The sequence below is a fragment of the Actinomadura sp. NPDC048032 genome (assembly GCF_040653175.1).
GTDB lineage: Bacteria > Actinomycetota > Actinomycetes > Streptosporangiales > Streptosporangiaceae > Spirillospora > Spirillospora verrucosospora.
Genome location: NZ_JBEZJP010000067.1, coordinates 1 through 25,967 on the forward strand (window position 1 = coordinate 1; position 25,967 = coordinate 25,967).

Genomic DNA, 25,967 nt, shown 5'->3' on the forward strand with positions numbered 1-25,967 from the left:
GGAGACCACATGCGGATCGGCGACGCCGCCGCGGCGGCGGGGACCACCCCGCGGGCCCTGCGGTTCTACGAGCAGCGCGGCCTCCTGCCGCCGCCGTCCCGCACCTCCGGCGGGCAGCGGCGGTACGGGCCCCGCGAGGTGGCCCGGGTGCTGACCATCCGCCGCCTGCTGTCCCTCGGGCTGACCGTCGAGGACATCCGCGGCTGCGCCGACCGGCTCGACCTCCTGGACGGCGACGCGCTCCCGCCCTACGGCGGCCCCGGCTGCACGACGAGCACCGGGGTCGCCCGGCGCCGCCTCGCCGCCCTCGACGCCGAGATCGCCCGGCTGACGGAGCTGCGCGACGCGCTCGCCGCCCGGATCGGCGAACCGGCGGACAGGTAGGGCCCCCAGTCATCTGACGGATGAGCCCCCGGCGGCGGTCTCCGTAGCTTCGATCGCGTCACCAAGCCGCGACTTCGAGGGAGAGACCGTATGACCGAGGAACCGCTGCGCGTCGCGATCATCATCGGGAGCACGCGCGAGGGACGGTTCGGGCCGACCGTGGGCACCTGGTTCGCCGAGCGGGCCGGGGAGCGCGACGACCTCACCGTCGACGTGGTCGACGTCGCGGAGGAGCCGCCGCCCGCCGCGCTGGGGGCGCCGCCGTCCGAGGGGTTCGCGCGCGTGACCCGGACGCTGCACGAGGCCGACGCCTACGTCGTGGTGACCTGCGAGTACAACCACAGCTTCCCCGGCACGCTGAAGAACCTGATCGACACCCACTTCCACGAGTGGCGGGCCAAGCCCGTCGCGTTCGTCTCGTACGGCGGGCTGGCCGGCGGGCTGCGGTCCGTCGAGCACCTGCGGGGCGTCTTCGCCGAACTGCACGCCGTGACGGTCCGCGACACCGTCAGCTTCCACCACCCGTGGAACTGGTTCGGGAACGACGGCCTGCCGAACGACCCCGAGGGGGCGTCCGGCGCGGTCAAGGGGATGCTCGACCAGCTCGCCTGGTGGGGGCACGCGCTGCGCGACGCCCGGGCCGCCCGCCCGTACGGAGGCTGAGGTGACCGCGACGGCCGAGGCCCCGCCGCGGGGCCGGACGGCGCCGGACCCGATGGCGGTCGTGCTGGTGCTCGTCCTCGGCTCCATCATGATCACGCTGGACACCACGGTCGTGAACGTCGCCGTCGACCGGCTGTCGCAGGAGTTCCGCGCGCCCCTCGGCACGATCCAGTGGGTGGCGACCGGGTACTCGCTGGCACTCGGCGCGGTGATCCCGTCCAGCGCCTGGGCGGTCGGGCGGTTCGGCGCCCGCCGGCTGTACCTGGGCGCGATCGCGGCGTTCGGGGCCGGGTCGCTGCTCGCCGGGCTCGCCTGGAACATCGAGTCGCTGATCGCGTTCCGGGTCGTGCAGGGGTTCAGCGGCGGGCTGGTGATGCCGGTCGGCATGACGATCCTGCTGCGCGCCGCCGGGCCCGAGCGGCTCGGCCGGCTGATGAGCACCCTCGGCCTGGCGATCCTCGTCGGCCCGCTCGCCGGGCCCGTCCTCGGCGGCTGGCTGATCGACGAGGTGTCGTGGCGGTGGATGTTCTTCGTGAACCTGCCCGTCGCGGCGGCCGTGGTGGCGCTGGCGGCGCGGCTCTTCCCGCGCGACGCCCCGGCGGAGGCGAAGCCGCTGGACCTCCCCGGCCTGCTGACGCTCTCGCCCGGCATCGCCGCCGTGCTGTACGGCGTGACGACGGGCGGCGACCGCGGCGCGTTCGGCTCGCCCGGCGTCGTGGCGCCGATGGCCGCGGGCGGGGTGCTGATCGCCGCGTTCGTCGTCCGGGCGCTGACGGCCCGGCATCCGCTGATCGACCTGCGCGCCTTCCGGGACCGGACGTTCGCCGCCGCGACCGGCACGCTGACCCTGTTCGCGTTCGGCTACTTCGGCTCGATGCTGCTGCTCCCGCTGTACCTGCAGGTCGTGCGGGGTGAGAGCGCGACGATGGCGGGGGTGCTCGGCATCCCGTTCGCGCTCGGTTCCGGGACGGCGATGCAGGTCGCCGGCCGGATCGCCGACCGGGTGCCGCCCGGGCGGCTCGTCCCGGTGTCGGTCGCGACGGCACTCACCGGGTTCGCGCTGTTCGCCGTCCAGCTCGACGCGGACGCGCCCTACTGGGGGCTGTGCGCCACGATGCTGCTGATGGGCGCGGGCGGCGGCGCGACGATGATGCCCGCGATGACGGCGGCGACCCGCGGCATCGCCCGCGACCGGGCCCCGGCGGCCAGCGCGACGGTCAACCTGATCAACACGATGTCGGCCGCGATCGGGACGGCGACGGCGTCGGTCCTGCTGTCGTCGCTGATGCGCGGCCTGGTGCCGGACGAGCGGGGCGGCGCGCTCCAGGCCGTCCACCGGCTGGGCCCGGACGGGCGCCGGGCGGTGGCCGGGCCGCTGGCGGAGGCGTTCCAGCACACCTACCTGCTCGCGGCGGGCATGCTGGCCCTCGCCCTGGTCCCGGCCCTGCTGCTGCCGCGCCGCCCCGCCGGCTGAGGCGCCGGCCCCCGGCCCTCCGGGCCGGGGGCGGCGCTCCTCCGGCCGGGCTCAGACCTCCTTGAGGAAGCCGGAGTCGACGGCGAAGTCGGCCCCGGTCGTGCTCGCCGAGCGCGGGGAGGCCAGAAGCACGACCACGTCCGCGACCTCCTGCGGCGCGGCCAGACGGCCGGTCGTGAGGCTCATCATCTGGGCCGCGCCGCCGTCCAGCACCGCGTCGCGGTCGGAGCCCATGGCCCCGGCGATGATGTCCGCGGCGCCGCCCTCGTCCGTCCACCACGGCGTCCGGACCGGGCCCGGCGACACCGAGTTCACCCGGACGCCCTGCGGCGCGAACTCCTCCGACAGCCCCTTCGTCAGGTTGTTCAGCGCCGCCTTCGCCGCGTTGTAGTCGTAGTTCATCGGCCCGGGACGCCGCCCGTTCCCCGACGAGACGTTCACGATCGACGCCGCGTCGCTCTCCAGCAGGTGCGGCATCGCCGCCCGCACCGCGCGGACCACCGCGAACAGGTTGAACTCGAACATCTCGCGCCAGTCGTCGTCCGACGGGGTCAGGAAACCGAACCGGGGCAGCGTCGCGCCGGGCGGCGGACCGCCCGCGTTGTTGACCAGGATGTCGAGCCGGCCGAACTCCTCGACCGCCCGCGCCACGACCTGCGCCGGAGCGTCGGCGTCCATCAGGTCGGCGGGCACGTGCAGCAGGTTCGGCCCGGCGAGCTCTTCCAGCTCCCCGCCCGGCTTGCGGGACACGGCGACCACGCGGGCGCCCTCGTCCAGCAGGGTGCGCGTGACGGCCGCCCCGATCCCCTTCGACGCCCCGGTGACGATCGCGACGCGCCCGTCGAGCCTCAGGTCCATGGGTTCCCCTCTCATAAGGCGGGCGCGCCCATCCCGGACGCGCCTCGCCCTCTGAACCCCACTCCGTCCCCAGCGGTTGCACCGGAGAGCGCGTGCTCGCCGCCCGGAGACTAGGCGTTTCGGGTCTTCGCCTCGGCCGCGCGGCGCGCGCGCAGGGCGCGCACCCGGCCGCGGCTCGCGCAGGCAGGGGACGGGCACCAGCGCCGGCGGCCGGCCGTGTCGACGAAGACACCGCGGCAGTCGTCCTCGGGGCAGACCTTGAGATCGCTCCGTCCGGGGCCGGTCAGGTGGTCGACGGCCTGCCGCGCGATGCGCCCCAGCGCCGCCCCCGCGGTCGGGGGCGCGGACCGGGTGATCCGCCCGTCGACCGAGAGGGCGACCGGGTCCTCCTCCGCGAGGTAGCCGGCGAGGCTCCGCACGTCGTCCTCGTCCGGCGGGCGCCCGTCCACGGTCGCGAGGGCGATGGGACGGAGCAGCTCGCGCAGGAGGAGCGCCCGGTCCAGATCGTCCCGGTCGGGCGGCCGGACCGGGGCGAGTTCGCACAGGTCCAGCCACTCGGCGAACCGGCCGGGATCGGGAAGGCGCTCGACCGACCGCGCGCCGAAGGCGCGGCCGCGCGTGGCGAGCAGGTTCAGCCAGGTCGCACCGCAGTCGAGCCGGAACGCCGACGGATCACCCTTCATGGCTCAAGAGTAACGCTCGACCCGTTACGGTGCTACTGTAACGACCCAAGCGTTACAGAGGAGATCCCATGTCGCTCGCCGAGCACCTCACCCCCAGCCGCCCCGACCGCGACGCGGCCTACCGGCTGCTGGACGTCCTCCAGGACGAGGCCACCCAGAACGCCGCCCTCCCCGGCCTCGACGACCTCGCGCCGGGCTTCCCCGACTGGATCGTCACGAGCCTGTTCGGCGGCACCTACCAGCGCGACGGCCTGTCGCTGCGCGACCGGCAGCTGCTCAACCTCGCCGCCCTCACCGCGATGGGCGGCGTGGATCCGCAGCTCGCCGGGCATGTGCGGACCTGCCTGCGGCTCGGCATGGCCCGCGAGGAGATCGTCGAGGCGCTCGTCCACCTCGCGCCCTACATCGGCGTCCCGAAGACCCTGGCCGGCCTGCGCGTGGCGGCGGCGGAACTGTGAGGATCAGAACGGTCCTCGGCGACATCGCCCCCGCCGACCTCGGCGTGTGCGACGCCCACGACCACCTCTTCATCCGCTCGCCCCGGCTGCCGGGCGAGGAACTCGACGACCCCGCCGCGGCCGCCGCCCAGCTGCGCGCCTTCGCCCGCCTCGGCGGCGGGGCGGTCGCCCAGTGGACCCCCCACGGGATGGGACGCCGCATCGACGACCTCGCGGACGTCTCCCGCGCCACGGGCGTCCACGTCATCGCCGCCACCGGCCTGCACCAGGCCGCCCACTACGACGCCGACCCGCTGGAGAGCGTCCGGCCCGCCGACCTCTTCGTCGACGAGCTGACCCGCGGCCGGGCGGGCATGATCAAGGTCGCCACGGCCTTCCACGGCCTGGACGCCCGCGCCCGGCGCGTCATGACCGCGGCGGCCGAGGCGTCGAACGCGACCGGCGCCCCCATCGGCGTCCACCTGGAGCAGGGGACCTCGGCCCTCGACGTCCTCGACCTGCTCTGCGACGCCCTCGGCGTGCCGCCGGACCGGGTGATCCTCGGCCACCTCAACCGCTCTCCCGACCCGTGGGTCCACCGCCGCGCCGCCGAATCGGGCGCCTACCTGGCGTTCGACGGCCCGTCCCGCGCCCACCACGCCACCGACTGGCACCTGTTCGAGTCGCTCGCCGCGCTCGCCGAAGCGGGGCACACCGACCGGCTCCTGCTCGGAGGCGACACGACGACGGCGAGCGCACGCGCGGAACTGGGCGTCCCCCACACGCTCCGCGCCCTGCGCCCGCGCGTCGAGCGGCAACTGGGCCGCGAGGCGGCGACGGCCGTCTTCGTCACGAACCCGGCCAGGGCGTTCGCCGCGCCCTGGCCCTAGTTCAGAGCCTCGTAGACGAGGGCCGCCACCGCGCCGTACGCCAGGTGGGGCACGACGTCCGACGCCCAGTCCGACACCGACCACTTCCTGGGGTCGGTCAGGCCGAGAACGGTCATCGGGGCGGTCGACCCGGCCATCGCCAGCCCCGTCAGCACGGCGGTCCCGGCCGGCCGGGGGAAGCGCCGGCGTCCGGCGAGCAGGCCGTAGAGCAGCCCCGCGCCGAGTCCGGTGCCGAAGCCGAGCATCGGCCCGAGCCCGGCCTTGCGGTTCTCGGCCTCCTCGCCCTCGCCCAGAGCGAACCCGACGACGTCGGCCAGCTTCTCCACGCTCTTCTCCGGCGTGCTGCTGGCGGGCCGTCCCCGAACCGCCATATCGAGATAGGTCACCATGTTCAGGGCGGTGGTCCCGGCCGCCCCGGCGGTCAGCCCGCGCGTGATTCTGTCCATGCGGTCGCGCTACCCAGCATCCGCGTCCTCCCACCTGGCCCCGCCGGTCAGGCCCAGTTCCGGGCGTCCGGCCGCCGCGCGGCGAGGAAGGACGCGACGGCGACGACCACCAGCAGGACGGCCGCGCACCACAGGGGGGCCGACACCGAGACGTGCCGGATGAGCAGGGCGCCGATGGCCGCGCCCAGCAGCAGAGCCGCGATCGAGAGGCCCCTGCGCGCGAGGGCCGCACCGTGCTGCCCGCGCTCGCCGACCAGCGCGGTGAGGGTCGTGGTGACCACGACCGTCCTGAGGTCGGGCACCTCCAGCCGCCGGACGATCGCGTACTGCCAGCCCATCGAGACGGCGAGGACGGCGATCGTCGCGAGGCGGCCGGAGTCGGAGCGGTGACCGAGGTTCGCCACGATCACCGCGGCGGCGGCGAGCGCGACCGCCTGCACCGCCGTGGCCGCGCCCAGCAGCCGGCCCCGGTGCGCCGGCCGGGGGAAGGCGACGCGACCGCCCACGACCGCGCCGGCGCAGAAGAACCCCGTCGACAGCGCGGCCAGCATGATCTCCGTCCCGCTGCCGCCCAGCCCCAGCCCGAGAAAGATGATGTTCCCGGTCATGTTCGCGACGAAGACGTTGCCGAGCTCCAGGAAACTGACCGAGTCCACCAGCCCGGTCATGATCGTGAGCAGCGCGAGCAAGGACGGCAAGGGCCCTTGACCTCGGGGTTCAGGCACGCACGCATTCTCGCAACCCTCGCGCCGGCACCCCGCGAGCCACCCGGGGCGTGTCACGGAAAGGAACGGGGCGCGGGCGTCCTCTCATGCCGGCCAAGGGCGGGCATGGAGAGCACGCCGCCATCCGGAGTACGGTCCTGCCGTGGCTGATGATCTCGGACGGGTGTTGCTGGACCGGTACCGGCTGATCGAACCGCTGGGCCAGGGCGGCATGGGCACGGTCTGGCGCGCCCATGACACGCGGCTCGGACGGGAGGTGGCCGCCAAGCAGCTGCGGCTGCCCCCCGAACTGGACTCCGAGCAGCGGGCGTCCTGGACGGCGCGGCTGGACCGCGAGGCGCGCGCGGCCGCCCGGCTGCGCCACCCCGGCATCGTCACGGTCCACGACCTGGTGGTCTCCGAGGACGGCCAGCCGTGGATCATCATGGAGCTCGTGCCGGGGCGCTCCCTGGCCGATCTCCTCGCGCGGGAGGGCACGCTGGCACCGGATCGCGCGGCGGCGCTCGGCCTCCAGATCCTCGACGCTCTGGCGGCGGCGCACCGGGCCGGGATCGTCCACCGCGACCTCAAGCCCGCCAACGTGCTGCTGGAGGGCGAACGGGCCCTGCTGACCGACTTCGGGATCGCCGCGGTGGAGGGCGAGACCGCGCTCACCCGCTCGGGCGCGCTGCTGGGCACACCGGCGTTCATGGCGCCCGAGCAGGTCCGCGGGCAGCCCGCCACCGCCGCCACGGATCTGTGGGCGCTCGGTGCGACGCTGTACAACGCGGTCGAGGGCCGTCCGCCCTTCGCCGGCTCCGCCACCGGCGCCGTCCTGGTCGCCATCGCCACGGAGGCCCCTTCCCCGATGAGCAACGCGGGGCCGCTCCAGCCCGTCGTGGAGCGGCTGCTCGACAAGGACCCCGCCGGGCGTCCGGACACCGCCGCTCTCCGGGCCATGCTGAGCCGCGTCGCCTCCGCCCCGCCTCGCCCGGCCGCGGAGGCGCCCCCGTCCCCGCCGGCCCCTCCCACCAGGCCTCTGCCACCGGCGCCCGGCCACCCCAAACGCGCGGTCCTGATCGCGGTGGCGCTCCTCGCGGTGCTCGCCGTCGCGGGCACGGGTCTCACGTACGCATTGCGAGGAGACTCCGCCTACGCGGCCAACAAGAAAGACGCGGCCACCATCGGGGCGCCTTCCGGATTCACTTTGAAGAAGGAGCAGAAGGTCGACGCGGACCGGGCCCGCCTCGTCTACTCCGGTTGCCCGCAATTCTGCGCCGGTTCCCCATCGACCCTCGCATCGACCGTCCAGGTCGTCGCCCACTGGCTGGCGAGGGTCCGCTCCGTCTCCAGCGTCGGCCCGCCCGTCGCGTCCGCGAACCAGGCGGTCTGGACGATGGCGGTCACCACCAACACCGCCCCCAGGATCTCCAACGTGCGGGTCATCGCGGTCGGCGACCCGATGCAGGACGTCGTCCTGCAGCTCGAGGTCGGCTGACACGGCGGCTCAGCGGCGGGGGCGCAGCTCTTCGATCAGGTCGAGAGTGAAGGCGTGTTCGTGGCGGGCTCCGATGCCTTCCCACGACCGGGCCGAGCCGGTGAGCTCATCGATGTCGCGGTGGAGGAGCCCGGAGGCACGGGCCAGGCAGGCGGCGGCCCATGCGTTCTCCGGGGCGGCGTCCGACGCGGCTGCCAGGCGCTCCGGTGCGTCGGGCAGGCCGGCGGCGACGGCGAGTTCGGCCCCCGCCGCACGGGCGTACCCCCGGTACCAGTCCTGGGGCGGGAACGGGGCGAACGCCCGCTCCACCAGCACTGGAGCGTCCTCGGCCCGCACGGCCCGCAGGGCGGTCCGGGCGTCGACGAACGCCGCGTAGGACGCCAGATAGCGGGACCGGGCATCCCCGGCGATCCGCTCCGCGCGGTCGCGCCACAGCCGGAGGCCGTCCTCGTCGCCGAGAAGTCCGTGGGCCAGGGCGACGGCGGCGACCGACGGCGCCGTCCACGCGAGCGGGCTTCCGGCGTCCTCGCAGGCCTCCCACAGCGTGTCCGCGTGGAACAGCGCCTCGTCGAGGTCGCCCATGAGGACCAGTGCCTGGACGAGGGTCGCCATCGCGACCGGTGACCGGTCGCCGATGAGGTCGTCGGACGCGGCGAGCCGGGCCGCCGACAGCGCCGCGCGCAGGTCACCGGCCGCGACGGCGCAGGCCGTGGCCATGTGGTAGGTGTCCGTGATCTCCGGGGCGGGGTAGGGGACGTCGCGCGGCATCGCCGGGAGCAGGCCGACGCGTTCGGTGGCGATCCGGTGCGCCTCCCTGAACCTGCCCGCGGTCAGGGCGGCGATGCCGGACGCGTCCAGCGCGGCCGACAGCAGCACCGGATCGCCGGTGGCCCGGGCGGCGGAACGCGCGGCCGCGGCGAGGAACGGGTCCGGGGTGACCTTCTCGGTGCCGTGGCTCCACGCCCTCGCGGCGGCGAGGTGCGCGGCCACGACCCGGTCGCGGAGGTCCCCGGCCGCGCGGGCCCGTGCCAGCAGGGCCCGCAGGCGCTCGGGAGGGATCTCGGCGTCGAACCCGGAAGGGTGCCGCTCGGCGGTCACCACGGCGAACGCGAGGGTGGCGGCCTCCCCGTCGCCGTCGCCCGCCCTGCGGGACTGCTCCGCCGATTCCAGCAGGAGGTCGAAGGCCCGGCCGGTCTCGATCAGGGCGTGTGCGGCGTCCGCGGCGTCCCGCAGGTCGAGCGCCGCCTCGTCCGGCGTCGGCGCCCGCCGGGCCGCCTCCCGGTAGTGGCCGGGGGCCTCGTGGAGGAACCGGCGGGCATAGGTGAGATGCCCCAGGGAGCGGGCGAGGCGGTGCGGCACGTCCGCCCGGCCCGGCGGCGCGCCCGCGAGGGCCGCGCGCAGATCGTCGGCGACGGAGTCGAAGCGGCCGCGCCAATCGCCGTCCATCCGCTGCTCCAGCCCGGCGGCGGTGTCCGCGGCCCACCGCAGGTACCGCTCGCGGACGGCCCCCTGCGCGGCACCGGCGGCCAGCCGCTCCGCGGCGAACGCGCGGACCGTCTCCAGCATGCGCCAGCGCCCCTCCGCGGCCCGGACGACGAGGCTCTTGTCGACCAGCCGCCCGAGCAGGTCGGCGGCCGCGCCCGCGCCGAGGCCGGGGACGACGGCGCCCACGGCCGCGAGGTCGAACCCGCCGACGAACACCGACAGGCACTCGAACAGCTCCCGCTCGTCCTCGGTCAGCAGGTCGTGGCTCCAGCGGATGACCGCGCGCAGGGACCGGTGCCGCTCGACCGCCCCCCGGCCGCCGGTCAGCAGCCGCAGCACGTCCTCCAGCGCCGTCAGCAGCCCCGTCGCCCCGAGGGACGCGCCGCGCGCCGCCGCGAGCTCGATCGCGAGCGGCATCCCGTCCAGCCGGCGGCAGATCTCGGCGACGTCCGCACGCGCGGCGGTGAACCCCGGGTCGGCCGCCTCGGCGCGGTCCAGGAACAGCCGTCCGGCATCGGAGTCCGCCGGAAGGGGCGGGACGAGAACGGTGCGCTCGCCCTGCACGCCGATGCGCTCGCGCCCGGTGGCCAGGACGGTCACGGTGGGGCACGCCGACAGCAGCCGCTCGACGAAGCCGGCGGCGTCGTCGAGGAGATGCTCGCAGTTGTCCAGGACCAGCAGCGTCCGGCCCCTCGCGAGGCGGCGGACGATGACGTCCTCCAGTGCCTGCCCGGGGCGCTCGGTCACGCCGAGCGCGGACGCCACCGCCTGCGCGACGAACGCGCCGGCGACCGGCACGAGGTCGACGAACGCACCGCCGAGCGGGAACGCGGGCGCCGCCGCCCCGGCGGCCACCGCCGCGAGCCGCGTCTTGCCGATCCCGCCTGGGCCGAGGAGGGTCACCAGCCGCTCCCTCTCCAGCAGGGCGAGCACCGTCGCGATCTCCTCGCCTCGCCCGAGGAACGTGGTCCGCGCGGCCGGCAGGCCGGCGATGTGCCCCGGCTGGGGCGTGCGGCGCCGCGCCTCCTCCGCCAGCTCCCAGCGGTCGGTCACGCCGTACTTGCGCAGGAGCGAGGAGATGTGGCTCTCGACCGTCCGCACCGAGATGTGGAGCCTGCCCGCGATCTGGACGTTCGACAGCCGCTCGGCGAGCGCCGCGAGGACCTCCGCCTCACGCTTGGACGCCTGGACCGGACGCTGGGGGGTCATCACGCCAGTCTCACGGATCCGGAGAACTCCGGTGGCGGCTTCCGTGCCGTCTCCGTGGCGGCACGGATGTCCTGGCAGGACGCTCCCCGGAGACTTGCGGGCATACGGCGGTCAACCCCACACGTCCGGATCGGAGAACCCCTTGCGACGCGTCATCAACTCCATGTTCGTCTCGATCGACGGTGTCATCCAGGACCCGCAGGACTGGCCGTCCCTCGGGGGCGGCGACTCCGGCGCGCAGACCGAGCTGCTGCTCGGTTGCGACGGCGTCCTCCTGGGCCGGCACACCTACGACAGTTTCGCCTCGGTCTGGAAGGGGCGGTCCGGCGACCCCTACACCGACAAGATGAACGCGGTGACGAAGTACGTCGTCTCGTCCACGCTCGAACAGGCCGACTGGGACAACTCCGTCATCATCGGCGGCGACGTGGTCGGGGAGATCTCCCGCCTGAAGGAGCAGCCCGGCGGGGACATCCTCCTGTACGGGTTCGGCCGTCTCTCCCACACCCTGATGCGGCACGGACTGCTCGACGAACTCCGCCTCTGGGTCCACCCGTTCTTCCTCGGGAAGGCCGACGAGGAGGGCCTGCTCTTCCGGCAGGACACCCGCGCCATGCTCGACGTCATCGAGACACGGACGTTCGACTCCGGCATCGTGTTGCTGTCGTACCGGGTGAAGCCGTCCGCCGGCCGGGCCTGACAAGGCCCCCGGCACCGCTGGCGCCGGGGGCCTGCCTTTCCCCTGGGCGGGGAGGACCTCGCTTACCGCGTTCCGAGCAGGATGGACGTGGGGACCCGCGTGGCCACCGGCGGCAGCTTCGTGCCGTTGCCGGTGGCGGCCGCCTGGGGCGCCATCGCGCTCGCGTCCGCCGGGCCCCTGGTCTGGGGCGCCGATTCGGAGCTGTCGGCGAACGGCTGGGTGTCGCCGACGCACACCTTGCCCGCGGGCGGCAGCTTCCCGCCGACGAGGTAGCCGTCGACCGCCTTCGTCACGCACTCCGAAGTGCCGTAGGCGGTGTGCCCCCAGCTGTTGCTGGACAGCAGGCGGCTGTTGGGCAGCAGCTTGCTGGACGAGACGGCGTCGTTGTAGTTCGTGGCCGGGTCGTAGTAGTTGCCCACGAACAGGACGGGGGCGTTCGTCCGCCGGTTGAAGGGCCCCGTGTAGGCGTCCTCGTCGCGGACCTTCCAGGCGTCACGGGCGCACTGGACGCTGCCCCAGCCCCACGCGCGCCCGAAGTAGGGCGCCCTCTTGTCGGACGCCGCCGTCAGCGCCGGCCAGCTCCCCGCCTTCTTCGGGTGCAGGCCGTCGGTGCAGGTGACGCCGCTGAACGCCTCAAGGCCGTTGTCGTAGGGGAAGTCCTTGGCCGAGACCTTCTCCGCCGCCTCCTTCTGCCGCGCGACCTCGGCCCGGCGCTCCGCGATGCGGGCGGCGAGGGCCTTGCGCGCCTTGGCGGCCTGCGCCGCCGACGACGCGGGCGAGGTCGCCTTCCACAGGTCGGTGGCCATGGCGTCGATGACCTCGTAGCCTCCCGGGTCGTACAGCCAGCCGAGGGCCGCGCCGACGAAGTCGGCGTAGGTGACCTTCTCGCCTTCGACGTCGGCGGGCTTCGCCCTCAGCCGCTTGGCGAGGACGTCGAAGTTCTTGACGGGGTCCCCGTACTGCGCGAACTGGCACTTCGCCTTGCCCGCCTTGCCGCAGCGGACGAGGATCTCCCGCAGCGCCTTGTAGGCGCCGTCGGCGGACCGCAGCCGGTCGTCCAGTATCCGGTTCGCGGTCTTGGGGGTGCCGACCCAGGAGACGGGGTTGATGACCCCGTCCACGACCACGGCGCGCAGCCGGTCGGGGAACATGTTCGCGTAGTACTGGCCGAGCGCCGTGCCGTAGCTGAAGCCCAGGTAGGACAGCTTCTTGTCGCCGACCGCGCGGCGCAGGACGTCCATGTCGCGCGCCGCCTCGGCGGTCGACATCGCACCCGCCAGCTTCTTCCCGGTCGTCGAGCAGCCCTTGCCGACCGCCTTGGCCGACTTGACGTAGGCCGCCTCCTGCTTCGCACCGACCGGGAACGCGACGCCCATCCCCGCCAGCGCGAGCGTCTGGTCCCTGGTGGACTTGAAGCAGGCGACGTTGGAGCTGAAGCCGATGCCGCGCGGGTCGAAGCCGACGACGTCGAAGCGGTCGAGGACGTCAGCGCCGAGGAAGTAGGGCGACTGGTACGCGATCGCGGTGCCCTGGCCGCCGGGCCCGCCCGGGTTGACGAAGAGGCTTCCGATCCGCTTCTTGGCGTTGCGCGCCTTCACTTTCAGCAGCGCGATCTCGGTCGTCGCGCCCTTGGGATCGTCGTAGTCCAAGGGCAGCCGGACGGTCGCGCATTCCGCGTAGTCGTAGCACTTGTACCAGGCGAGTTTCGGGGTGGGCACGCGGTCGACGCGCGCCTTCTCGACCGGGCTCGTCGTGTCGCCCGGGGCGGCCAAGGCGGTGGCCGTTAAAGCCGGCAGGAGCACCGCGCCGGCTACGCCCGTCGCGAGAATCCTGTGTCGGAGACGCATGAGGTTCCCTTCGTGGGGGTCGATCCGTGGGGATCGATGCCTCTCCCGCGCAGTTGCACGGATTGGTCCACTGATTCTCGAATGCGCCACTTGTCCCCGTGATCCACCGCCGGACCGGGTCTCCGCTCCGGAAGATCACCCCGCGGACGGATTGACGCTCATCCCCGAGGGCGGACCGCACGGTGCGGCGGAACACCGGCGGATCCCGCCGGACCCCGGGCCTGGCCAGGCCGAACACGCCAGCGAGAGAAATGATCTTTTTTGGCGGAATCGCGGCGCTCAGTGTGCTGTAATCCGGTTGGTCCGAATCATGATCACCGCCCACGGCCGCGAACGGCCGGGGAGAGGAGACAAGCATGAGCCGTCTCGTCGACCGCCTGCTGGCGCGCGTGGCCCCCAAGGCCACCGCGTCCGCCGCCTGCAAGACGTACTACTACTGCTCGCAGTCCATCTACTACAAGAAGGTCTGCTGTGACGGCCAGTGCCGCCACTACGTGATCGGCGCCTGCGGCTGACCGTGGAACTCCCCCGCGGGCGGCGGCGCGACGCCGCCCGCGGATGCTCCTGAGGAGTGCGGATGGAACTCGTGCGGATCGGCTGCGCCTGCCTGGTCGGGCTGGTCTTCGCCGTGTCGGCGGTATCCAAACTCCGCGACCTCGACGGCTTCGCCAGGTCCGTCCCCGCGCTGGTGCCCGCGTGGCCCGGCCGCGCCCGGCCGCTGGCGATCGCCACCACCGCGCTCGAGGCGCTGGTGCCGCCGCTGCTGGTCGCACAGGTGACCGCCCCCTTCGGCTTCGGGCTCGCCGCCGTGCTGCTGGCCGCCTTCACCGCGGCCGTCGCGGCGGCGCTCCGGCGCGGACGCCGCACCCCCTGCCGCTGCTTCGGCCCGTCCAGCGCTCCGCTCGGCCCGCGCCATCTCGCCCGCAACGGAGTGCTCCTCACCTGCGCCGTGCTCGGTGCCCTGTCCCCCGGGGGCCTGCCGCCCGCGGGCGGAGTCGCGGTGGCCGCCGCGGCCGGGCTGGCCGGAGCGGTGCTGATCGTCTCCCTCGACGACATCGTCGAGCTGTTCGCGAGGAACCCCTGATGCCCTACCTCACCGCCGCCGTCGTCCTCGTCGGGCTGCTGTCCGCCTTCAACCTCGTCCTCACCCTCGCCCTGATCCGCAGGCTGCGCGGGCACGACGGCGCGGAGCCGGGGCACGCGGGCCCGCCGATGGCGCTCAAGCCCGGCTCGCGGGTCGGCGACTTCACCGCGACCACCACCGAGGGCGAGCCGGTCTCGCGGGCGGACCTCCTCGGGCTGGTCGCCTTCTTCTCCGCGGGCTGCGCGCCCTGCCACGAGCTGGCTCCGCGCTTCGCGGGACTCGCGACGGGCCTGCCCCGGCTCGCGGTGGTGTCCGGTGACGACCCCGAGCTGGTCGCGGTCCTGTCGCCGGCGGTCCGCCTCGTCGTCGAGGAGCACGACGGCGCCGTGAGCGGCGCCTTCCAGAACACCTGGACGCCGGCGATCTACCTCGTCGACGGCGGGCAGCGGGTGGTGGCCGCGGGCGGGCGCCTGGAGGACCTGCCCATCGAATCCCCGGCGTGAGGGCGCCGGGCGCGGGGCGGGGGCCGGACGCATGAGAGGGCGCGCCCACGTCCGCGGACTGGCCGCCGCCGCGACCGAGGCGGCCGCCCTCATCTGGCGGTCGGCGCCCGGCGGCGTGTCCGGCTACCTGCTGGTCACCCTCGCCGAGGCCGCCGCGCCGATCGCGACCGCCTGGCTGATGAAGACGGTGCTCGACCGGCTGACGATGACGCAGGACCCGGTCGCGGGCCCGGCCGCCGCCCTGGTGGCCGCCGGGCTGGCCGCCGCCGCCCTGCCCGGGATCGGCACGTACCTGCGCGACCAGGCCGGCCGGGCCGCCGGAGTCCTCGCGACCGACCGGCTGTTCGCCGCGACGGAACGCCAGGTCGGGCTGCGGCGGTTCGAGGACCCCGTCTTCCTCGACCGGCTGCGCCTGGCGCAGGAGGCGTCCGCCAGCGCGGGATTCCTGGTCGATGCCGTCTGCGGCACCGCCCGCGGCGCGCTGTCCCTCGCCGGCTTCCTCGTCTCGCTGCTGGTGATCAGCCCGTCGATGACGGGGCTGGTGCTGCTGTCCGCCGTCCCGGCGCTGGTCGCCGAGCTCCTGCTGTCGCGGAGCCGGGCGGCCATGCAGTGGGCGACCGAGCGGACCCACCGCCGCGAGTACTTCTACAGCGGCCTGCTGACGGACGTGGAGGCGGCCACCGAGATCCGGCTGTTCGGCATCGGCGCCTTCCTGCGCGCCCGGATGATGTCCGAACGCGTACGCGGCAACCGGGCCGAGCAGCGGATGAGCCGGCGCGAGCTGGCCGTCCAGGGCGGCCTGACCGCGCTGAGCGGCGCGGTGGCGGGCGGCGGCCTGTGGTGGGCGATCGCGGCGGCGCGGCACGGGACGCTCAGCGCCGGGGACGTCACCATGTTCGTCGCCGCGGTCGCCGGCGTGCAGACCGCCCTGAGCCTGCTGACGTCCTCGATCGCCACCGCCCACGGCCGCCTGCTCGTGTTCACGCACTACGTCGCCGTGACCCGCGCGGAGCCGGACCTGCCGAGCGCCGCCACGGGCGACGCCCCGGCGCTGCGGCGGGGCGTCGAGTTCCAGGACGTGTGGTTCCGCTACAGCGACGATCATCCGTGGGTCCTGCGCGGCGTCGACCTGACGATCCCGCACGGCCGGGCCGTCGCGCTGGTCGGCCTGAACGGCGCGGGCAAGAGCACCCTGGTCAAGCTGCTCTGCCGCATGTACGACCCGACCCGCGGGCGGATCCTGTGGGACGGCGTCGACCTCCGCGACATCCCGCCTCACGCGCTGCGCGAGCGCATCAGCGCGGTGTTCCAGGACCACATGAACTACGACATGACCGCGCGGGAGAACATCGCGGTCGGCGACCTCCGGACGCTCGACCGGCCGGAGGCGGTCCAGGACGCGGCCGCCAGGGCGGGCGTCCACGACAAGCTCGCCGGGCTGCCGAACGGCTACGACACCCTGCTGACCCGGATGTTCTTCTCGGAGGCCGACAAGGAGGACGCCGGCACCGGGGTGGTGCTGTCCGGCGGCCAGTGGCAGCGCCTCGCGCTGGCCCGCGCCTTCGTCCGCGACGGCCGGGACCTGATGATCCTGGACGAGCCCAGCTCCGGCCTCGACCCCGAGGCCGAGCACGAGGTCCACGCCCAGATGCGCCTCCACCGGTCCGGCCGGACCAGCCTGCTGATCTCGCACCGGCTCAGCGCCGTCCGGGACGCCGGCCTCATCGCGATCCTCGACGAGGGCCGCGTGGCCGAGCTCGGCACCCACGAGTCGCTGATGGCGGCGGACGGACGCTACGCCCGCCTGTTCCGCCTCCAGGCGGCCGGATACCAGGAGACCCCGCAGCCCTCCGAGGACCTCGCGTGACGTGGCTCGCCGCCACGGCGGGCGTGCTCCTGGCGGTCGGCGCCCTCACCGTGTGGGTGCGCCTGCGGTACCTGGTCACCACGGTCGACGGGCCCAGCATGGAGCCGGCGCTCCACTCCGGCGACCGGCTCCTCGTCCGCCGGACCCGGCGGGTGCGCGCGGGCCAGATCGTGGTGGTGCGGATCCGGCCGCCGACGCTGGACGCGCCGCCCCCGGACGAGCCCGGCCCCGCCCCGGACGAGGAGGTTCCGGTCGTGCGGGACCACCCGGACGGGCTCCTGCTCGTCAAGCGGGCGATCGCCGTCGCCGGCGATCCCGTGCCGGTGGACCGGGTGCCGTCCCTGCGGGAGGCGCGGGAGGAGACCGTCCCGCCGGGCGCCCTCGTCGTGCTGGGCGACAACGCGGCCACCAGCTGGGATTCCCGCGACTACGGGTTCGTCCGCGCCGATCAATTCATCGGCGTGGCCGTCCGCAGGCTCCCCACGCCCTGACCGCGCGGCCTCCCCACTCCGGACGGCCTCCCGCACGACCGGCGTGGACGCGCGCGAGTTGCATATGCCGGCGATATGCCGTGCCGCCTAGTCTTCGGGTATGCGCGTGCTGATCGTGGAGGACGAGCCCTACCTGGCCGAAGCCGTCCGCGACGGGCTGCGGCTGGAGGCGATCGCCGCCGACATCGCCGGGGACGGCGACTCCGCCCTGGAGCTGCTCGGCGTGAACTCCTACGACCTCGCGGTCCTGGACCGCGACATCCCCGGCCCCTCCGGCGACGAGGTCGCCCGGCGGATCGTCGCCTCCGGCAGCGGCATCCCGATCCTCATGCTCACCGCCGCCGACCGCATCGACGACAAGGCCTCGGGGTTCGAGCTCGGCGCCGACGACTACCTCACCAAACCGTTCGAGCTCCGGGAGCTCGTCATGCGGCTGCGCGCGCTGGACCGCAGGCGCGCGCACGCCCGCCCCCCGGTCCACGAGATCGCGGGCCTGCGGCTGGACCCCTTCCGCCGGGAGGTCTTCCGCGACGGGCGCTACGTCGCCCTCACCCGCAAGCAGTTCGCCGTCCTCGAAGTCCTCGCCGCCGCCGAGGGCGGTGTCGTCAGCGCCGAGGAGCTCCTGGAAAGGGCCTGGGACGCCAACGCCGACCCGTTCACCAACGCCGTCCGCATCACCGTCTCCGCCCTGCGCAAACGCCTCGGCGAACCATGGCTCATCGCCACGGTGCCCGGCGTCGGCTACCGGATCGACACCGCCGCCGGCCCCGACGGCCTGAACGGATAGACGCCCACCCCCGGGGCTCATCGAGCGGGGCGCCACCAGGGCATGGTGCCGCTCAGATTGCGCTGCACGTTGGTGACGCAGTGGATGCCGCCGCCGGCCGTGCCGACATAGTGGGAGTAGTCCCAGTCCTCGATCCAGTGGACGCGCCGTTTCGGTGCCAGCCTTTCCGTGGTCAGCCGATGTGGCGGTAGCGGATGTGGGTGGTCAGCGGGGAGTGGAGCACCTCGACGGGCTCGAAGTCGAACTCGACCCCCTCGAAGATCCGCTCGCCCGCACCGAGCAGCACGGGCGCGATGTCGAGGGTGAGTTCGTCGATCACGCCGGCCGCCAGTGCCTGCCGAACGGTCGAGGCGCCGCCCGCGATGTCCACGCCCTTGTCACCCGCGGCCTGGCGCGCCGCGGCGTACGCCGCGTCGAAGCCATCGGTGACGAAGTGGAACGTCGTCCCCCCGGCCATCGGGATCGGATCGCGGGGGTGGTGGGTCATGACGAACACCGGCGCGTGATAGGGCGGTTCGGGGCCCCACCAGCCCGACCAGTCCTCGTCCCAGTCTCCGCGGATCGGGCCGAACATGTTGCGGCCCATGACGTACGCGCCCCTCGGGCGCATCAGCCACCCTTTCGCGATCTCGTCCGCGTCGTTGGCCCGCGGGTCGCCGATGTGCCAGCCGTGCAACTCCCGCCCCCGCTTCCCCAAGGGGTCCTCGCGGCTCTGGTCGGGTCCGGCGACGAAGCCGTCCAGCGAGATCGACATATGGCAGGTGGTATCCGACATCATGTGCTCCATTCAGTGGTTCTCCCTCCCGGCCATGAGCCCTCCGCGCGCTTCCGACGGCTTCCGGTGACACAGGCGTCGCGCCGTCCGGCCCGTTCATCACGAAGTCCCACTCCCCGCCGACGCGGAACTCGAACGCCCGCGTGGTGGTCGTGAACCCATCGGGCCCCACCGTTTCTTGCCGGAACCCCGCCCTCGTTCACCGCGTCGGCTTGGTCCGGTCGGCGGGCGTGCCGCAGAACACTTCCTTGACGAGCGTGTCCAGCAGCTTCTCGAAGTCCTTCACCGGTCCCCGGGTGGCTGAGTCGACCCAGGTCACCGAGCCGGTCAGGGTCGTCTTGCCGTCGGGCGAGCTGTACATCAGCGCGCCGTAGCCGTGGGGCGGGCTGCCGTTGTGCTGGTAGACGGTGCCGCATTTCGGGCCCATGTCCTCGGCGAACACCCCGAGCCCGTAGCTGAGCTCCCCGTACGGCCGGCGCATCTCGGCCAGCAGCTCGGCCGGCAGAAGCCTGCCCCGGTTCAGCGCGGAGAAGAACGCGGACAGATCCTGGGTGGTGGAGATCAGGTCGCCCGCACCGACCAGCAAGGACAGGTTCTGCCGGGAGATGTCGACCGTCTTGCCCTGGTAGCTGTAGTAAGCGTGGGCGTGCGGCCCGGGCAGCTCCGTCCGGTTGCCCGCGACCATGGTGGCCGACATCCCGAGCGGCCGCAGGATCCGCCGCTGCAGCAGTTCGGCGTAGGAGCGGCCGGCGACCTTCTCGATCAGCAGCAGGGCGAGCGTGTAGTTGGTGTTGGAGTAGTTCTGGTCCGTCCCCGGCTCGAACCGCGCCGGCTTGGACAGCGCCAGGCGTACCAGCTCTTCTGGCCGGTAGCTGCGGAACCGGTTGTTCAGCCATGCGTCGCCGGTGGCGGGAATCCCCGGCACGAACGTGCCGTCGTCGTAGTACTCGCCGGTGTAGTTGAACAGGCCGCTGGTGTGCTGCAGCAGCATCCGCACCGTGATCCGCCGATCCAGGCCGAGGTCCGGCAGGTAGCCGGCCACCGGGTCGTCCAGGCCGACCTTCCCCTCGGCCACCAGCTGCAGCATCAGGGTCGCGGAGAAGGTCTTGACGACGCTGCCCGTCCAGAACCGCCCGTTGGTCGGCGGCTTGGCGGCCGCACCAAGCTTGCGCACTCCGGCACTGGCGACCCACTCGCCCCGCGCATCGCGCACGCGCAGCTGTATCCCGGTGAAACCGGCGTCGACGAACGCCTGCATGGCCTTCTGCAACTGCGAGCGGTCCTGCCTGGCAGCGGCCGTCGGCCCGGCCACGCCGCCATGCGCGCCGGCCGGAGCGGGGCTGACCGCCCCGGCCATCAGCGCGGCGGCCAATGCTGTGACGGCCACTCGCCGCAGGGCCTTGGTCGCTGGTGGGGGTTGGATTCTCAACGTTCCTCGTTTCACTGCGGAGTGGGGGCCGGACGCCGGTGAGCGGCCGCGTGGCCCCGTCGGTTCGCCCACCGGTAGGTCCGTTTCGGGGTCTGGTGCGCGGCCCGGTTATCGAGCCGGTCCGGCCTGGCCGTTGCCGAACACCTCGGCGACCAGGCGCTGTGTCGCCTCCTGGAACGCCGCGCCCATGGACATGGCGGCGTCATCGACGTAGTTCAGCGTGGCGGTCAGCGTCGTGCCGCCGTCGGGCGAGCTGTACATCAGGGCCGCGTGGCCCGCCATACCGCCGTTGTGGGTGATGACCGTGCCGCCGCCCGGCACCGGCTGCACGAAGACGCCCAGGCCGTAGCCGGCCTTGGACTCGGGCGTGCACATCTCGGCCAGCAGGTCGGCCGGCAGCAACCGGCCCCCGGCCAGCGCGGAGATGAACGTGGCCAGATCGCGGCTGGTGGAGATCATGTCGCCGCCGCTGGAGATCCAGGACGGGTTGTGGCGGGTGACGTCGACCGTCTGGGGCCGGCCGTCCTCCTCGTACCGGTAGTAGGCGTGCGCGTGCGGCTCGGGGATGTCGGTCGCGCTGCTCGGCTGGACGGTGCCCGACAGGCCGAGCGGCCCCAGGACCAGCCGCTGCATCTCCTCGGCCACCGGTCGGCCGGTGACCTTCTCGATCAGCAGCCGGGCCAGCACGTAGTTGGTGTTGGCATAGCTCCAGTCGGTGCCCGGCTCGAACCGCGCCGGCTTGGACAGCGCCAGGCGTACCAGCTCTTCTGGCCGGTAGGTGTGGAACCGGTTGTCCACCCACTCCTTGCCCGCGGGGGTGGCGGGGATGCCCGGCGCGAACGTGCCGTCGTCGTAGTACTCGCCGGTGAAGTTGAAGATCCCGCTGGTGTGCTGCAACAGCATCCGCACCGTGATCCGCCGGTCCAGGTCGAACTCGGGCAGGTAGCCGGCCACCGGGGCGTCCAGTCCGACCGTGCCCTCGGCCACCAGCTTGAGCACCACGACCGCGGTGAACGTCTTGGTGTTGCTGCCGATCCGGACGTGCCCGTCGACCGGCGGCGGCGTGTCCCCGCCCAGCTCGCTCAGCCCGGCGGCGCCGACCCACTCGCCCCGTTCGTCGTTCACCCGCAGCGTCACCCCGGTGAGGCCCGAGTCGACGATCTCCTGGATGATCTTTTGCAGCTCCGGACGCTCCCGGTCGGCCGTCCCGGCGTCGAGCGCTTCGTTGATCTTGCGGGCCATCTCGGCCGCGGCGGGGCCGGGCTCGCCCCTGTGGGCGCGGGCGGCGGCGTCGACGGCGACGGAGACGGTGCGGCGGAAGTCGCCGGCCTCCTCCGGGGCCCGCCGCAGCAGGCTCACGGCCTCCGTGAGGGCGGGCAGCACGCGGTCGGCCAGCTCGGCCACGGACTTGCCGTCGAGCCGGATGTCCTTCGTCTTCCCGGCGAGCACGTGCCCGACCGGCCCGGTCGCGGTGGTCAGGCTGAGGGAGCCCTGGGCGGCGGCCTTGCCCGGCGAACCGGCGGCGGCGGCCATCAGCGAAACGGCGCCGTAGGCGGCGGTCCGCAGAACGCTCTTTTCCCGGTCGGTGAGGGTGATGGTCATGTGGATTCTTCCTCTGAACGCATGGCGGAATTCGGCCGCCCGGTCGAGGCGGCCGCTGAGAGGGCTGTCGAAAGGGGTCAGGCTCCTGCGGGAGGCAGCCATTCGGTGAGCTGGACGATCACCCCGTTGGGGTCGGCCAGCCGAAGGCGGAGCTCACCCCAGGGGGCCAGCTGGAGCGGGGCCACGATGGTCGCCCCCTCGCTCCGCAGCCGCTCGTGCTCGGCCGCGAGGCCGGTGACCGCGAATGACACGACCACGTCGGCCAGCCCCCGCCCGGGCGGACGCAGCTCAGGATCGAACAGCTCCAGGACGAGGTCCACGGCCGCGTCGTCGCGTCCCAGCCCCACGAAGTCCTCGCCGGCCAGGACCTCGCGGAATCCCAGATGGGAAGTGAAGAACCGGCTGGAGGCGCGCGGATCGACGACGGTCAGGAACACCGTCGACGAGACGACGTTCATCTCGGGAGGCCAGGAAGATGCATGGGGGACTCGCTCCCGGCATAGGGATTCTTCGGACGGAGCAAGCATCGGCCGGGGAGGCCGCCGCGATCAACGGCGGTTGCGGCAACGGTTCGTTGCCCCTGGGGTTGACGGTCTCAGCCGGACAGCGGTCCGAGGTCGCGGACGACCCGGGCGAAGGCGCGGATCATGTCGTTCTCCGCGGCGCCGTGCCACACCGGCCCGAACGGCAGCGCCTCCATGTCCCTGACGGGCAGGTAGGCGATGTCGGGGCGGGGGTAGTACCTGGCCACGTGGGCCGGGAAGAGGGAGACCGTCCCTTCCAGGACCGCGCTCACGAAGATGTCCTCGATGTTGCCCACGTTGGCGGTCCGGCTGATCAGGCGGCCCCCGGGGGTGACCTCCGGCACATAGCGGTCGAACCAGTAGTCCGGGACGGGCTCGACGGTGATGTGCTCGAAGTCGCTGACCGCCTCCAGAGAGACCGAGGACCATCTGGTGAGCGGGTGGCCCTCGGCCACGGCCAGCACTCTCGGCTCGGTGAACATGAGGGGGCCCATGGTGAGGCCGGGTTCCTCCACGGGGAACCAGGTGACCAGGATGTCGGCCTCTCCCTGGTGCAGTTGCGTGAACGGATCCCGGTACGCGGACATTCGCAGACGGATGTCCCACTGCGGATGACGGGCGCGGAAGGTCTCCCAGAACGGGCGGAGTTCCTGGACGTTGGCCGGGAACAGGGCGATCCGCAGCGTGCCGGTCTTGCCGGTCGCGGCCATCCGGGCCCGTTCCAGGGTCCGCGTCAGCCCCTGGTGCAGCTCGCGAAGGTCGTCGCGGAGCTGCTCGCCCAGCGGGGTGAGCCGGACGTTGCGGCTGTTCCTCGCGAAGAGCTCGGCCCCGATGGCGCGTTCCTGCTTCTTGATCGCCTTGCTGACGCGAGCCGTGGTGACGTGGAGCCGCTCGGCGGTCCGGCCGAAGTGCAGTTCCTCGGCCAGGGTCAGGAAGATCTCGATGTCCCGCAGTTCCACAGGCCCCCCGCCTCGCGCGCCGCATGCAGGAACAAGCTTGACATAAGGCAATTACCTGACGAAGGCGCTCTCCCCGCTGACCGTTCGGTCGCTGCCCGGCCACATCACCTGCACCGCTACGGACATGCCCTGAAGGTGCTCGACGCGGGGTGGCCTGGCGCGGGACAGGCCGGTCGCTCACGGCGAGGTCTTCTCTCAGTGCGCAGCCTCGACGCGCTTCTTGAGCGCGGCGTTCATGGCGGCGAAGTCGCCCTGGACGTCGATCGCGCTCCCGGCGAAGGGCACCAGGAAGCCGGTGAAGTTCTCCCCCTGGGTCAGCTTGACACGCCCAGGGCCCGTCTCCTGGATGAGGAAGTAGTGCTCGCCGTCGACCACGCCCGGGACACCGAACCGGCCGATCCAGCGCAGTTCGTGCCCGGGGTCGGCGACCAGGACGGTCGGCTTGAAGGTCATCCCCTTCCCGCCGTCCGTGCCGGCCAGCTTGTTGACCAGCTTCGCGCCCTTTCTCGGCTCGCCGACGGCGCTGAGGATGAACGGGTTCCACTCGGGATAGGCCCGGAAGTCGGTGAGCACCTGCCAGACCTGGGCGGCGGAGGCGTTGATCTCGATCTCGGCGCGGAGCTTGTGCGGGTGGCTCCGGGTCCAGCCGTACAGGCTCCCGATGACGACGCCGAGGGCGACGACCACGATCCCCGCGATCCGAACGATGCGGACGGCCATAACGTCCCTCCCTCTCGGCTAATGCTGTTAGCCATAACCATAAGGCTAATGACATTAGCCACGCAAGGCCACCCCTCACCCCCCGAAGGCTCGTCGCGACAGTGGAATGAAGCGTTCCGTTCTGTTACTATGGGAGCAGAACGTTCCGTTCCGCAAAGTTAGGGGTTCGATCATGACCTTCCTCGTCACAGGTGCCACCGGGACCGTCGGACGTTTCGTCGTCGAGGAGCTCCGCGCGGCGGGGCGGCCGGTTCGCGCCCTGACCAGGAACCCCGCCCGGGCCGCCTTCCCCGAGGGGGTCGAGGTCGTCGCCGGCGACCTCGCCGACCTCGGCTCACTGACCGGTGTCTTCGACGGCGTCGAGGCCGCACACCTGATCAACTTCGCGGGTGACGACTACACGCCCCTGCCCGACGGCGCCGGTCTGGTGAAGCTGGCCGCAGAGGCGGGCGTGCGGCGGGTCACGGTGCTCGGCGGGCGCGCGGACGGTTCGCTGGAGCAGGCTCTGGCCGCCACCGGCATCGAGTGGACGCTGCTCGAGCCGGTCGAGTTCATGTCCAACACGCTGCGCTGGTGGGCACAGACGATCAAGGCCGAGGGGATCGTCAAGGAGCCGTTCGGGGACCGGCTCAGCGCGCTGGTGCACGAGCGCGACATCGCCGCCGTGGCCGCCACGGTGCTGGTCGAGGGCGGGCATGGCGGCGAGGCCCTCCCCATCACCGGCCCCGAGGCGATCACGCTCAGGGACAAGGTCGCGATCCTGAGCGCGGCCATCGGCACGGACGTCGGGTTCGTGGAGCTGACCGTGGACCAGGCGCGCGCCAAGTGGCGCGGCGACGGCATGGGCGAGGAGACCATCGAGTTCCTCGTCACCGCGCTGGGGAGCACGCCGGAGGCCGGCTACACCGTGGTCCCGACCGTCAAGGAGATCACCGGCCGCGACGCGCGCAGCTTCGCCCAGTGGTCCGCCGAGAACGCCGCCGCCTTCCGCTCCTGATCGATGACCACCGGGGGAAGGCGGCGGGACGGGCATGTGGCGCCCGTCCCGCCGCCTTCTTCCGCAGGTAGGGACGTCGGTCTCGTCCCGCCGGTCAGCGGTGGTCGTGGCTTGACGCGGTGGCTACCGGTCGCCTCGCCACGGGAGAACGGTCGTGACGGGAGGCGGGCCGGAACGGCCGCCGGGGGACGGGACGGCGTAGGTGTTGACGTAGCGGTCATTGGGCGTGCCGGTGGCCCAGGTGTCGCGGGTGCCTGCGAAAGTGGCGGCGAAGTAGCCGTCCCCGTAGGCGCGGACCTTGGCCGTGTAGCGGCCCTTGCTGTTGGTCTTCACCCACTTGACGTGGTACCAGGTCTTCTTGCCGCGGAACCGGAAGATGATGCGCACCTTCTGGCCGGGGAACGCGCCGAAGCGGTTCTTGCTGCTGTAGTAGCGGCTCAGGGTCCCGGAGACGGTGATGTAGCGGTTCTTGCGGACCTTGGTCGAGGACGCCTTCAGCTTGGACATCTTGGTCGACCATCGCCACGTCTTGCGCACGGAACTGACGGAGGGGGCCGCGGTGGTGTCCCCGGCGAAGCGAGCCCGCCAGTAGCCGGAGTTGTTCACGTTGAACGAGGCGCTGAACTGTCCGTAGCTGGTCTTCATCCGGCGGACGGTCTGCCAGCCGGTGCGGCCGTTGGGGGAGTATTCGAGGAGCACCTGCTTACCGTTCACGTCTCCGCCGGCGGAGGCCGCGTACAGGCCGCCCTGCGCCCGGAAACGCCCGTAGGCGTCCATGGTCGCCGACAGTGAGGTCTTCGTGGCCGGCCGGACGCTGACTGCGGGGAGGGTCGCAGTGGAGCCTTCATAGAAACCGGCCGCCTGTGACCGCGCGACGTAGGTCGCGGTGCAGGGCGGCTTGATGGATGAGGAGTGCCGGGACGCGGCTCGCGCGCGGGGGGTGGGCGCGGC

General features: G+C 73.0%; 27 protein-coding genes. 14 read left to right on the forward strand and 13 right to left on the reverse strand.

Annotation, left to right across the window (positions count from 1 at the left end; translation table 11 throughout):
- The 3 genes from AB0C69_RS12250 to AB0C69_RS12260 all read left to right on the forward strand — a co-directional run.
- Window positions 1-384 (forward strand): MerR family transcriptional regulator (locus tag AB0C69_RS12250; protein ID WP_360352897.1); only part of this gene is annotated, 384 nt, incomplete at its 5' end.
- A 90-nt stretch (window positions 385-474) separates the two neighbouring features.
- Window positions 475-1,047, forward strand: a complete 573-nt coding sequence (locus AB0C69_RS12255) for an NAD(P)H-dependent oxidoreductase (RefSeq protein ID WP_360352899.1) — start codon at window positions 475-477, stop codon at window positions 1,045-1,047.
- Window position 1,048: 1 nt separating this feature from the next.
- Window positions 1,049-2,521: a DHA2 family efflux MFS transporter permease subunit gene (locus AB0C69_RS12260; protein WP_360352901.1), complete on the forward strand. Its 1,473-nt coding sequence runs from the start codon at window positions 1,049-1,051 to the stop codon at window positions 2,519-2,521.
- Between the two features lie 51 nt (window positions 2,522-2,572).
- Here AB0C69_RS12260 and AB0C69_RS12265 read toward each other — a convergent pair whose 3' ends face one another.
- A complete protein-coding gene (locus AB0C69_RS12265; protein ID WP_360352903.1) occupies window positions 2,573-3,379 on the reverse strand; it encodes an SDR family oxidoreductase in 807 nt (268 codons plus the stop codon).
- A gap of 110 nt (window positions 3,380-3,489) precedes the next feature.
- A complete protein-coding gene (locus AB0C69_RS12270) occupies window positions 3,490-4,062 on the reverse strand; it encodes a CGNR zinc finger domain-containing protein (protein WP_345171728.1) in 573 nt (190 codons plus the stop codon).
- Between the two features lie 68 nt (window positions 4,063-4,130).
- Between AB0C69_RS12270 and AB0C69_RS12275 the strand changes: the two genes are divergently transcribed.
- Together AB0C69_RS12275 and AB0C69_RS12280 are read left to right on the forward strand one after the other, a co-directional pair.
- Window positions 4,131-4,520 carry a carboxymuconolactone decarboxylase family protein gene (locus AB0C69_RS12275; RefSeq protein ID WP_353833390.1) on the forward strand — a complete coding sequence of 130 codons (390 nt, stop codon included), beginning with the start codon at window positions 4,131-4,133 and terminating at the stop codon, window positions 4,518-4,520.
- A complete protein-coding gene (locus AB0C69_RS12280; protein ID WP_360352906.1) occupies window positions 4,517-5,389 on the forward strand; it encodes a hypothetical protein in 873 nt (290 codons plus the stop codon). The genes AB0C69_RS12275 and AB0C69_RS12280 overlap by 4 nt, the downstream gene beginning before the upstream one ends.
- On the opposite strand, the gene AB0C69_RS12285 is transcribed toward AB0C69_RS12280, so the two are convergent.
- Window positions 5,386-5,835 carry a hypothetical protein gene (locus AB0C69_RS12285; RefSeq protein WP_360352908.1) on the reverse strand — a complete coding sequence of 150 codons (450 nt, stop codon included), beginning with the start codon at window positions 5,833-5,835 and terminating at the stop codon, window positions 5,386-5,388. The genes AB0C69_RS12280 and AB0C69_RS12285 overlap by 4 nt on opposite strands.
- A gap of 47 nt (window positions 5,836-5,882) precedes the next feature.
- Window positions 5,883-6,533, reverse strand: a complete 651-nt coding sequence (locus tag AB0C69_RS12290; RefSeq protein WP_360352910.1) for a YoaK family protein — start codon at window positions 6,531-6,533, stop codon at window positions 5,883-5,885.
- Window positions 6,534-6,702: 169 nt separating this feature from the next.
- Here AB0C69_RS12290 and AB0C69_RS12295 point away from each other — a divergent pair, with 169 nt between their 5' ends.
- Window positions 6,703-8,037 carry a serine/threonine-protein kinase gene (locus AB0C69_RS12295; RefSeq protein ID WP_360352912.1) on the forward strand — a complete coding sequence of 445 codons (1,335 nt, stop codon included), beginning with the start codon at window positions 6,703-6,705 and terminating at the stop codon, window positions 8,035-8,037.
- A 9-nt stretch (window positions 8,038-8,046) separates the two neighbouring features.
- On the opposite strand, the gene AB0C69_RS12300 is transcribed toward AB0C69_RS12295, so the two are convergent.
- A complete protein-coding gene (locus AB0C69_RS12300) occupies window positions 8,047-10,731 on the reverse strand; it encodes a LuxR C-terminal-related transcriptional regulator (protein ID WP_360352914.1) in 2,685 nt (894 codons plus the stop codon).
- Between the two features lie 142 nt (window positions 10,732-10,873).
- Here AB0C69_RS12300 and AB0C69_RS12305 point away from each other — a divergent pair, with 142 nt between their 5' ends.
- Window positions 10,874-11,431, forward strand: coding sequence for a dihydrofolate reductase family protein (locus AB0C69_RS12305; protein ID WP_360352916.1), 558 nt, complete (start codon window positions 10,874-10,876; stop codon window positions 11,429-11,431).
- Window positions 11,432-11,493: 62 nt separating this feature from the next.
- On the opposite strand, the gene AB0C69_RS12310 is transcribed toward AB0C69_RS12305, so the two are convergent.
- The gene (locus AB0C69_RS12310) at window positions 11,494-13,203 is read right to left on the reverse strand and encodes an alpha/beta hydrolase (RefSeq protein WP_360352918.1); all 1,710 of its coding nucleotides are present in this window, start codon (window positions 13,201-13,203) and stop codon (window positions 11,494-11,496) included.
- 431 nt (window positions 13,204-13,634) lie between these two features.
- Here AB0C69_RS12310 and AB0C69_RS12315 point away from each other — a divergent pair, with 431 nt between their 5' ends.
- The 6 genes from AB0C69_RS12315 to AB0C69_RS12340 all read left to right on the forward strand — a co-directional run bounded on the left by AB0C69_RS12315 (window position 13,635) and on the right by AB0C69_RS12340 (window position 18,010).
- Window positions 13,635-13,793: a hypothetical protein gene (locus tag AB0C69_RS12315; protein WP_360352920.1), complete on the forward strand. Its 159-nt coding sequence runs from the start codon at window positions 13,635-13,637 to the stop codon at window positions 13,791-13,793.
- Between the two features lie 62 nt (window positions 13,794-13,855).
- Window positions 13,856-14,362 carry a MauE/DoxX family redox-associated membrane protein gene (locus AB0C69_RS12320; RefSeq protein ID WP_360352922.1) on the forward strand — a complete coding sequence of 169 codons (507 nt, stop codon included), beginning with the start codon at window positions 13,856-13,858 and terminating at the stop codon, window positions 14,360-14,362.
- Window positions 14,362-14,865, forward strand: a complete 504-nt coding sequence (locus AB0C69_RS12325; RefSeq protein ID WP_360352924.1) for a TlpA disulfide reductase family protein — start codon at window positions 14,362-14,364, stop codon at window positions 14,863-14,865. The genes AB0C69_RS12320 and AB0C69_RS12325 overlap by 1 nt, the downstream gene beginning before the upstream one ends.
- Before the next feature lie 31 nt (window positions 14,866-14,896).
- Window positions 14,897-16,732, forward strand: a complete 1,836-nt coding sequence (locus AB0C69_RS12330; RefSeq protein ID WP_360352926.1) for an ABC transporter ATP-binding protein — start codon at window positions 14,897-14,899, stop codon at window positions 16,730-16,732.
- On the forward strand, window positions 16,729-17,223 hold the full coding sequence (locus AB0C69_RS12335; protein ID WP_360352928.1) for a S26 family signal peptidase: 495 nt from the start codon (window positions 16,729-16,731) through the stop codon (window positions 17,221-17,223). Before AB0C69_RS12330 ends, AB0C69_RS12335 begins: the two co-directional genes overlap by 4 nt.
- 100 nt (window positions 17,224-17,323) lie before the next feature.
- Window positions 17,324-18,010: a response regulator transcription factor gene (locus AB0C69_RS12340; RefSeq protein WP_360352930.1), complete on the forward strand. Its 687-nt coding sequence runs from the start codon at window positions 17,324-17,326 to the stop codon at window positions 18,008-18,010.
- A gap of 172 nt (window positions 18,011-18,182) precedes the next feature.
- Here the strand turns inward: AB0C69_RS12340 and AB0C69_RS12345 are convergent, their stop codons facing one another.
- From AB0C69_RS12345 to AB0C69_RS12370, 6 genes are all read right to left on the reverse strand, one after another.
- Window positions 18,183-18,785, reverse strand: coding sequence for a dihydrofolate reductase family protein (locus tag AB0C69_RS12345; RefSeq protein WP_360352932.1), 603 nt, complete (start codon window positions 18,783-18,785; stop codon window positions 18,183-18,185).
- 199 nt (window positions 18,786-18,984) lie between these two features.
- Window positions 18,985-20,172 carry a serine hydrolase domain-containing protein gene (locus AB0C69_RS12350; protein WP_360352934.1) on the reverse strand — a complete coding sequence of 396 codons (1,188 nt, stop codon included), beginning with the start codon at window positions 20,170-20,172 and terminating at the stop codon, window positions 18,985-18,987.
- A gap of 150 nt (window positions 20,173-20,322) precedes the next feature.
- Window positions 20,323-21,816 (reverse strand): serine hydrolase domain-containing protein, encoded by a 1,494-nt coding sequence (locus tag AB0C69_RS12355; protein ID WP_360352936.1) that lies wholly within the window; start codon window positions 21,814-21,816, stop codon window positions 20,323-20,325.
- A gap of 77 nt (window positions 21,817-21,893) precedes the next feature.
- On the reverse strand, window positions 21,894-22,274 hold the full coding sequence (locus tag AB0C69_RS12360; RefSeq protein WP_345187137.1) for a VOC family protein: 381 nt from the start codon (window positions 22,272-22,274) through the stop codon (window positions 21,894-21,896).
- A gap of 137 nt (window positions 22,275-22,411) precedes the next feature.
- Window positions 22,412-23,299, reverse strand: a complete 888-nt coding sequence (locus tag AB0C69_RS12365) for a LysR substrate-binding domain-containing protein (RefSeq protein WP_353835021.1) — start codon at window positions 23,297-23,299, stop codon at window positions 22,412-22,414.
- A gap of 195 nt (window positions 23,300-23,494) precedes the next feature.
- Window positions 23,495-24,019 carry an SRPBCC domain-containing protein gene (locus tag AB0C69_RS12370; RefSeq protein WP_360352939.1) on the reverse strand — a complete coding sequence of 175 codons (525 nt, stop codon included), beginning with the start codon at window positions 24,017-24,019 and terminating at the stop codon, window positions 23,495-23,497.
- Between the two features lie 172 nt (window positions 24,020-24,191).
- Between AB0C69_RS12370 and AB0C69_RS12375 the strand changes: the two genes are divergently transcribed.
- Window positions 24,192-25,016: an NmrA family NAD(P)-binding protein gene (locus tag AB0C69_RS12375; RefSeq protein ID WP_360352941.1), complete on the forward strand. Its 825-nt coding sequence runs from the start codon at window positions 24,192-24,194 to the stop codon at window positions 25,014-25,016.
- Between the two features lie 123 nt (window positions 25,017-25,139).
- On the opposite strand, the gene AB0C69_RS12380 is transcribed toward AB0C69_RS12375, so the two are convergent.
- On the reverse strand, window positions 25,140-25,967 hold an 828-nt coding region (locus AB0C69_RS12380; protein WP_360352943.1), incomplete at its 5' end, for a hypothetical protein.